At 64.3% G+C, this 7,163-nt stretch carries 5 protein-coding genes and 1 riboswitch; of the genes, 3 read left to right on the top strand and 2 right to left on the bottom strand.

Annotation, left to right across the window (positions count from 1 at the left end; translation table 11 throughout):
- Positions 1-214: 214 nt before the first annotated feature.
- Positions 215-1,735, bottom strand: a complete 1,521-nt coding sequence (locus LN996_RS23185) for a glucose-6-phosphate dehydrogenase (RefSeq protein ID WP_231343446.1) — start codon at positions 1,733-1,735, stop codon at positions 215-217.
- Positions 1,736-1,765: 30 nt separating this feature from the next.
- Between LN996_RS23185 and ffh the strand changes: the two genes are divergently transcribed.
- Positions 1,766-3,346 carry a signal recognition particle protein gene (gene ffh, locus LN996_RS23180; protein WP_231343445.1) on the top strand — a complete coding sequence of 527 codons (1,581 nt, stop codon included), beginning with the start codon at positions 1,766-1,768 and terminating at the stop codon, positions 3,344-3,346.
- 69 nt (positions 3,347-3,415) lie between these two features.
- Entirely contained in the window at positions 3,416-4,138 is a 723-nt protein-coding gene (locus LN996_RS23175) for an alpha/beta fold hydrolase (protein WP_231343444.1), read from the top strand.
- Here the strand turns inward: LN996_RS23175 and thiC are convergent.
- Complete coding sequence (gene thiC, locus LN996_RS23170) at positions 4,121-6,010, bottom strand: phosphomethylpyrimidine synthase ThiC (protein ID WP_231343443.1); 1,890 nt, start codon at positions 6,008-6,010, stop codon at positions 4,121-4,123. The genes LN996_RS23175 and thiC overlap by 18 nt on opposite strands.
- Positions 6,006-6,113, bottom strand: a riboswitch (TPP riboswitch). Its footprint overlaps the gene before it by 5 nt.
- 84 nt (positions 6,114-6,197) lie before the next feature.
- Here thiC and LN996_RS23165 point away from each other — a divergent pair.
- Positions 6,198-7,163 (top strand): amidohydrolase family protein (locus LN996_RS23165; protein ID WP_231343442.1); only part of this gene is annotated, 966 nt, incomplete at its 3' end.

Here is a 7,163-nt window from a genome sequence, read left to right as displayed (position 1 = left end):
CCCCCCCCCCCCCCCCCCCCCCCCCCCCCCCCCCCCCCCCCCCCCCCCCCCCCCCCCCCCCCCCCCCCCCCCCCCCCCCCCCCCCCCCCCCCCCCCCCCCCCCCCCCGCGCGCCCCCCCCCCCCCCCCCCCCCCCCCCCCCCGCTGTTGTGTCGCCGCTGTGCTCAGTCACCAGCCCTCGCTGGTCACCAATCGTCGTTAGTCCAGGACTGTCTTTAGTCCACGACGGCGGTGGGCCAGTCCGCGGGCCCCTCGCTGCCGGCGTCGTACTCGTCCAGAGGGACGTCGCCGCTTTCCCAGGCGCGGAGGACCGGCTCGACGATCCTCCAGCAATCCTCGGCAGTGTCGCCCCGAACTGACAGGAGGGGGTCGCCGGTCAGGATGCCTTCGAGGACTTCTCCGTAGGGCAGCATTCCGGGTTCGTTGAGTTCGGCCACCAGGGTGGTTCGGTCCAGCGTGAAAATGTCGCCGGGGCCGTTCACATCGACGTCGAGCTGCAGCAGGTCCGGACCAAAGCCGATCCGCAGTTGGTTGGGAGAGTCCACGCCCGAGAAGCCCTTGGGAAGGTGGGGGACAGGGCGGAAGGTGATAACGGCCTCCTTGCGCCTGCGCCCCATGGCCTTGCCGGAGCGCAGGATGAAGGGGACGCCCTTCCAACGCCAGTTGTCGATGTCCACGCGCACTTCTGCAAGGGTTTCGGTGTTTCGTGACGGGTCCACGCCCTCCTCGGCAGCGTAGTCCGGCACGGTCCTTTCGCCGAGTGTTCCCGCTGTGTAGCGGGCTCGTCGCGTGGAATCGACGTACGGGGCCTTGACGCTGCTTGCCCGCAAGACGGTGGCCACTGCGTCACGAAGGTCCCGTTCCTCGATGGTGGCGGGAGCATCAATGGCGAGGAACGCCATGATGTGGAGGAGGTGGCTCTGGATCATGTCCCGAAGAGCCCCGGCTGTGTCGTAGTATCGGGCCCTGCCCTCAAGGGCGAGGTCCTCGTCGAAAATGACCTCCACCTTCTCGATGTGTTCGCGGTTCCAGACCGGCTCCAGGAACCTGTTGGCGAAGCGAAGGCCCAGGATGTTGAGCACCGTTGCCTTGCCCAGGAAGTGGTCCACGCGGTGGATGTGGTCCTCGGGGACCAATGCGGCCAAGGTCCTGTTCAGCTCGTGTGCGGATTCGGTACCCGACCCGAATGGCTTCTCCATGACCAACCGCGTCCCGGCTGGCATTTGTTCGGGATGGAGTACCTCGCAGGCTTTCTGGCTGACATGCGGTGGCAAAGCGAAGTAGATGGCAACCGGACCCTGAAGCCGTGCCAGCAGATCGGCCAATGGACCGTCGGCCGTGACATCAACCTGCTGGTATTCGGTGCCTTCGGCAACGGCGGCCAAAGCGGCACGCCCGGCGGTGTCGGCTGTTTTTGATGCGGCCTCGAAGGCGCCGTTGACCCTTTGCCTCCATTGCTCCGGAGACCAGGGATCGGATCCCGCGCCCACCAAACGGAGACCTGGAGCCCGCCCTGAAGCCAACAGTCCGGCCAGTCCAGGCAGGAGCAGCCTGCCGGTGAGGTCCCCGGACGCGCCGAGGATGAGCAACGTTTTTACAGTTGTTTTGCTGGTCACTGTGCCAGCATGCCATCTTGCAGGTGCGACTTGGTACCCTAGATAGTCGAGTCCCGTAGTTGAGTCGTATTTGCCGGGGCAAGAATCGTCAAGACTCTGGTGTGCCGCATTGGCCGCCATTCGTAGACCATCGAAAGAAGTGCACGGCGCGTGTTCAATTCACTCTCTGACCGGTTGACAGCAACCTTCAAGAACCTCCGTGGCAAGGGCCGCCTCACCGAGGCTGATGTCGATGCCACTGTCCGGGAGATTCGCCGCGCCCTGCTGGACGCGGATGTTGCGGTGTCCGTGGTCCGCGAGTTCACCGGCCGTATCCGCGAACGGGCCCTGGGCGCCGAGGTCTCGGGAGCGTTGAACCCGAGCCAGCAGATCGTGAAGATCGTCAATGAGGAACTCAAGGAGATCCTCGGCGGCGAGACACGACGTATCCGCCTGGCCAAGACCGGGCCCACCATCATCATGCTCGCAGGCCTCCAAGGTGCCGGTAAGACCACCCTCGCCGGCAAGCTGTCCAAGTGGCTCAAGGCGCAGGGCCACAGCCCCCTGCTGGTAGCTTGCGACCTCCAGCGCCCCAACGCTGTCACGCAGCTCCAGGTTGTTGGCCAGCGCGCCGGTGTCCCGGTGTTCGCTCCGCACCCGGGCGCAACCTCCGAACTTGAGCACCCCGCCGGCGATCCGGTGGCCGTAGCCAAGGCCGGCGTCGAGGAAGCCCGCCAGAAGCTGCACGACGTCGTCATCGTCGATACAGCCGGCCGTCTCGGCGTCGACGCCGAAATGATGGACCAGGCCCGACGCATCCGTCAGGCGATCATCCCCAACGAAGTCCTCTTCGTGATCGACTCCATGATCGGCCAGGATGCCGTCAACACGGCGATGGCCTTCGACGAAGGCGTCAATTTCACGGGCATCGTGTTGTCCAAGCTCGACGGCGACGCCCGCGGCGGTGCCGCGCTGTCGGTTGCATCCGTTACCGGTAAGCCGGTCATGTTTGCGTCCACCGGTGAAGGCCTCGACGACTTTGAGCTCTTCCACCCGGACCGTATGGCTTCGCGCATCCTGGACATGGGTGACGTCCTCACCCTGATCGAACAGGCTGAAAAGGCCTGGGACAAGGACGAAGCGGCCAGGATGGCGAAGAAGTTCGCCGACCAGGAAGACTTCACCCTGGACGACTTCCTCGCCCAGATGCAGCAGATCCGCAACATGGGCTCCATGAAGAAGATGCTCATGATGATGCCGGGTGCGCAGAACATCCGTCAGCAGCTTGAGAATTTCGACGAAAAAGAGATCGACCGCGTCGAGGCAATCGTCCGCTCCATGACTCCGCACGAGCGTGTTGCTCCCAAGATCATCAACGGCTCACGCCGCGCCCGAATCGCCAGGGGTTCAGGCGTCCACGTTTCAGAGGTCAACGGACTGCTGGAGCGTTTCGCCCAGGCCCAGAAGATGATGAAAAAACTGGCTCAAGGCGGCGGCATGCCAGGCATGCCGGGAATGCCCGGGTTGGGTGGCCCCGGCGGCGGCCGCAAGAACGGTAAGAACGCCCCTAAGAAGAAGGCCCGTTCCGGCAACCCTGCAAAGGCAGCGCAGGAACTGCGTGATGCCGAGGCCAAACGGGCCAATGCCGCTTCGGCCGCACCCACGGGTGCCGCTTTCGGACAGGGCGCCGCGGACTTCGACCCGGCGTCGCTGAATCTTCCCAAGGGCTTCGACAAGTTCCTCGGAAAGTAGATATTGCTTCCCAAGGAGCCGGGATTTCCGGCCCCTTGGGATGTCAGAGCCGTGGAATAGGCTGAACCAATGCAGAAGCAGCGCGTAGTCTTCGTTCACGGCCTGGGCACGTTCGGCGCTGCGGCATGGCCGAGGCAACATGGCATGGCCCTGGCCTATGACGCACTGTTCCTTCGGCGCCACGGCTTTGATGCCAATGCCGAACCCGTGGAATCCAGTGTGGCGGCCGACGTCGCAATTGTGATCAACGCACTGGATGATTCGGGCGGCGGCCACATCGTGGCTCACGAGCAAGGTGCCATCTCCGCCATGCTCGCAGCCATCGAACGCCCTGATCTGGTGCACTCGCTCACCCTGGTGGAGCCCGCCTGTTTGTCGTTGACGGCCGAACTTCCGGCGACGGGATCCCATCGGGCACTGATGGAACCGCTGTTCGACGTCAGGAACCAGCTCAACGACGCCGACTACCAGCGTGAGTTCTACCGCCGGGCCTTCTCTGCCGAAACCGGAGGTTTGGACAGTCCCGAAGCCCGCCGCTCCGCCCGCAGGCTGAGGCTGCAAGCGCCTCCATGGGAGGCGCCGCTCCACATCGTTCCGGGCGTTCCCACGTTGGTCCTCACCGGCGGGTGGGAACCCCTCTACGAGGAAATCGCGGCATACCTGCAGGACACCGGTGCCCTCCGCCGCGTGGCAGCGGGAGGACACCGGCCCCAGGATTCACCTGAAGGGGACCGGGCCATCCGCTCCTTTATCGCGGACGTCGGAAGGGCTATGTCAGTTCAGGCTTCCTGAGCTGGTGGTGCCTTGGCTTGCAGGGACCTGGAGTTCCGGCAAGTACACCTTCCCGCCCGAAGCCAGGAACTCCTGGCTCTTCTCGCGCATGCCGTCGTACATGCCTGCGATTGCCGCCTGGGACTCGGCTGAACCGTATTCGTCCCGGATGTCCTGGCTGATGCGCATGGAGCAGAACTTGGGGCCGCACATCGAGCAGAAGTGCGCTGTCTTTGCCGGTTCGGCCGGCAATGTTTCGTCGTGGAAGGCTTCGGCCGTCACAGGGTCCAGGGAAAGGGCAAACTGGTCCCGCCAGCGGAACTCGAAGCGTGCCTTGGACAGGGCATCGTCGCGTTCATGCGCACCAGGGTGGCCCTTGGCGAGGTCGGCTGCGTGGGCGGCGATCTTGTAGGTGATAACCCCGGTCTTGACGTCGTCCTTGTTTGGCAGGCCGAGGTGCTCTTTTGGGGTCACGTAACAGAGCATGGCTGTGCCGTACCGGGCGATTTCGGTCGCACCGATCGCCGAGGTGATGTGGTCGTAGCCGGGGGCGATGTCGGTGACCAGGGGGCCGAGCGTGTAGAACGGGGCACCCTTGCAGAGTTCCTGTTGCCGCTCCACATTCTCGCGGACCAGGTGGAACGGAACGTGGCCGGGGCCTTCCACCATGACCTGGACGTCGAACTCCCACGCGCGTTGCGTCAGCTCCGCGAGCGTGTCCAGTTCTGCAAACTGGGCGGCGTCGTTTGCGTCGGCAATGGATCCGGGGCGCAGGCCGTCGCCCAACGAGAACGAGACGTCGTACTGGGCGAAGATTTCGCACAACTCGTCAAAGTGGGTGTAGAGGAAGTTTTCCTGATGGTGTGCCAGGCACCAGCCGGCCATGATCGAACCACCGCGCGAAACGATGCCTGTGACCCTGTTGGCTGTGAGTGGCACATACCGCAGGAGCACCCCTGCATGGATGGTCATGTAGTCCACGCCCTGCTCGCATTGCTCGATCACTGTGTCGCGGAAGATCTCCCATGTCAGTTTGTTGGCTTCGCCGTTGACCTTTTCGAGCGCCTGGTAGATCGGGACTGTGCCGATCGGAACAGGGGAGTTGCGGATGATCCATTCGCGGGTGGTGTGGATGTCATCTCCCGTGGAGAGGTCCATGACGGTATCAGCGCCCCATTGGGCGGCCCATTGCAGCTTGTCCACTTCTTCGGCGATGGAGCTGGTCACGGCCGAGTTTCCGATGTTTGCGTTGATCTTGACCAGGAAGGCCTTGCCGATGATCATCGGTTCGGATTCAGGGTGGTTGATGTTGTTGGGGATGATGGCCCGGCCTGCGGCGACCTCGCCGCGGACCAGTTCAACATCGCAGTTCTCCCGCAGCGCGACGAACTGCATCTCCGGCGTCACGACGCCCTTTTTCGCGTAGTGCATTTGGGTGACGGTCTTGCCCTCGACGGCGCGGCGGGGCACCGGTTGCGCGCCCTTCCACTCCGCTGACGCCGCACCGCGCCGGACCGCGGACTTGCCGTCGTCGAGCAGGTTCCGTTCGCGCCCGGAGTATGGTTCGGTGTCTGCCCGGCCTTCGATCCATGGTGCGCGGAACGGCTCCAGTCCCACCACAGGATCGCTGCCCGGACCCGCGGTTCGGTATACCTGCAACGGCGTATTTGCCTGCCCATTGGGGGAGGGCTCCAGCGAAATCTCGGTTATCGGCACGCGGATCCCGTTGTCGGGATCTTCCAGCCACGCCAATGAATGGGACTTCAGCGATTGCGTGACGGGTTCCGCCGATTCCAAGCCGTTACCGGCCTGGTTTTGGCCTGCGTTGGAACGATTTTGGCCTGCGTTGGAACGATTTTGGACAGGGCTGTGCTGTGTTTCGGTGGTGCTCAAAGGATTACTCACTTCCTTCGCCGGCATTACCCGGACAGGTTCAACGGTCGCAGACTGCGTCAGTCCGATCTCAGCCCCTGCAGGGGCCCCCGTGTGGTCGTAGACGAAGCTACCACAGCTCCCAACAGGCACCCAGTCACATGAACGCACCAGCTCCGAAGGCACTGCGGCGGACTAGGCTTTTGCAATGGCCAACATCATCGAATTCAGCGGACCTGTACTCGTCTCGGCGGACGAAGAGCGCCAGGGGATGTGGTCTGTTGACGGAGTCCTTTCCTTCGAACGCCCCACGGCCACTCCGGACCGGGTACTGGATGGCTGGGTCCTGCCGGGCTTCGTTGATGCCCACTGCCACATCGGGCTCGGCGCAGGCGGCGCGGTTGACGAGCAGGCAACCTTGGCGCAGGCGCAGGCGGACCTCGACGCCGGAACGCTGCTGATCCGTGATTGTGGATCACCCGGCGACACCCGCTGGGTTCAGCAGCGGACAGACTTGCCCCGCCTGATCAGGGCAGGACGGCACATTGCCAGGAGCCGGCGCTACCTCCGTGGCCTGGGCCACGAAATTGAACCGGAGCAGCTCGTGGAGACCGTGCGCAAGGAAGCGCGCGACGGCGACGGCTGGGTGAAACTTGTGGGCGACTGGATCGATCGCGGCGTCGGCGACCTCGCCGCGTCCTTTCCGGCAAAGATCGTCAGGGATGCCATCTCAGCTGCCCACGACGAAGGTGCCCGGGTGACGGCCCATTGCTTCGCAGAGAACACGATCGATGACATGCTCGATGCCGGCATCGACTGCATCGAACACGCCACTGGCCTCTTGCCGCGGCACATTCCGCGTTTGGTGGAACAGTCGGTGCCCATCGTGCCCACCCTGGTCAACATCGCCACCTTCCCGGATATCGCCGCGCAGGCAGCGCCAAAGTTTCCGGAGTACGCGGACCACATGATGCGCCTGTGGGAGCGTAGGCGCGAGCGTGTGCAGGAGGCCTTTGAGGCGGGGGTCTCCATCTACGCGGGAACAGATGCGGGCAGCGTGATCAAGCACGGCCGGATTGCGGATGAAATGCGGGAACTGCACGACGCCGGCCTGCCGCCGGCGGCAGTCCTGGACGCTGCGGCGTGGGGTGCCCGGAAGTGGCTGGGGGTGGAG

Origin of the sequence: Arthrobacter sp. AK01, from assembly GCF_021109375.1 — a bacterium.
Taxonomy (GTDB): Bacteria; Actinomycetota; Actinomycetes; order Actinomycetales; family Micrococcaceae; genus Arthrobacter.
Note: the sequence above shows the minus strand (reverse complement) of the source record. Positions and strands in the feature narration are given on the sequence as shown.